Here is a 1,121-nt window from a genome sequence, read left to right as displayed (position 1 = left end):
CGGCGGCCACCGGGCAGCGGCGATGTACAGCCTCATCGGCACGGCTAAACTTAACGGCCTCGACCCCGAGGCGTATCTGCGCGAGGTGCTCACGCGCATCGCCGATCATCCGGTCAACCGGATCGATGACCTGCTGCCGTGGACGCTGATGGGTTCAACGCCCGCGTCAACGCGCGTCTAAAAATACGTCCCCGCTTACGAAAATAAGTGGGGACGTAACGGGCGGGCATCCCGCGCTTCATCTAGCCCGAACTCAGCCAACATCCACCAGGCAAGATGCCTTGCCTGGACGCTTACTCCGAAACGCCCTTTTCGGACTTGCACGAAGCGCAGCACAACACCGCATTGTCCGCCGCGCGCAAGGGGCCACCCAGGGCGTGCGGAACCAATGCGTCCGCGTTGGCGACTCGTTTTCCGGCAATGGGCTTGCCAATGAAGAGGGCGGCGCCGCAGTACACGCACAGCAAATCTTGTTCTATCCCTACCCATTTTTTTAGCCAACCAGGCGTGTGGGAACGTGCGACATTCCCGATGTCAGCGATCACGGCATCACAGAAAACCTCGGGCAAGGCGCGGATCACGATCGGAGTGACGGGCGGCGGCTCGTCTGCTTCGTACGGATCTCCGCCATCCCACTCGTGTGCGATGTCGGGCCATACATGCTTTGCGTGAAAAATGTTCTCCATCGTCGTGCCTCCTATCCGTTTTTCTCTCTTCAAGTTAACAAGATTCAGCCGACGCACAAGAGCCATGCAGGCAATACTGACATCGCCGCGAGACCTGCAAAGGTGGGGCGATCAAAAGCCACGGAGAGTGAAATGAAAGTAAGCGTCCAGGCAAGGCATCTTGCCTGGTGGATGTTGGCTGAGTTCGGGCTAGATGAAGCGCGGGATGCCCGCCCGTTACGTCCCCACTTATTTTCGTAAGCGGGGACGTATTTTTAGACGCGCGTTGACGCGGGCGTTGAACCCATCAGCGTCCACGGCAGCAGGTCATCGATCCGGTTGACCGGATGATCGGCGATGCGCGTGAGCACCTCGCGCAGATACGCCTCGGGGTCGAGGCCGTTAAGTTTAGCCGTGCCGATGAGGCTGTACATCGCCGCTGCCCGGTGGCCGCCG

3 protein-coding genes are annotated in these 1,121 nt (G+C 59.9%); 1 reads left to right on the top strand and 2 read right to left on the bottom strand.

Going from position 1 to position 1,121, the window contains the following annotated elements; all coding sequences use genetic code 11:
- A partial coding sequence (locus OVY01_RS22940) for a transposase domain-containing protein (protein WP_267844776.1) occupies positions 1–181 on the top strand: 181 nt, incomplete at its 5' end.
- Between the two features lie 112 nt (positions 182–293).
- Here OVY01_RS22940 and OVY01_RS22935 read toward each other — a convergent pair.
- Together OVY01_RS22935 and OVY01_RS22930 are read right to left on the bottom strand one after the other, a co-directional pair.
- Entirely contained in the window at positions 294–686 is a 393-nt protein-coding gene (locus tag OVY01_RS22935; RefSeq protein WP_267849957.1) for a hypothetical protein, read from the bottom strand.
- A gap of 254 nt (positions 687–940) precedes the next feature.
- The coding region (locus OVY01_RS22930) for a transposase domain-containing protein (protein ID WP_267844776.1) at positions 941–1,121 on the bottom strand (181 nt) is incomplete at its 5' end.

Origin of the sequence: Robbsia betulipollinis (assembly GCF_026624755.1) — a bacterium.
GTDB classification, from domain to species: Bacteria; Pseudomonadota; Gammaproteobacteria; order Burkholderiales; family Burkholderiaceae; genus Robbsia; species Robbsia betulipollinis.
Note: the sequence above shows the minus strand (reverse complement) of the source record. Positions and strands in the feature narration are given on the sequence as shown.

Bases quoted from the DNA above. Each gene is read 5' to 3' on its own strand.
- OVY01_RS22935 (WP_267849957.1), bottom strand. From the start codon at position 686: ATGGAGAACATTTTTCACGCAAAGCATGTATGGCCCGACATCGCACAC.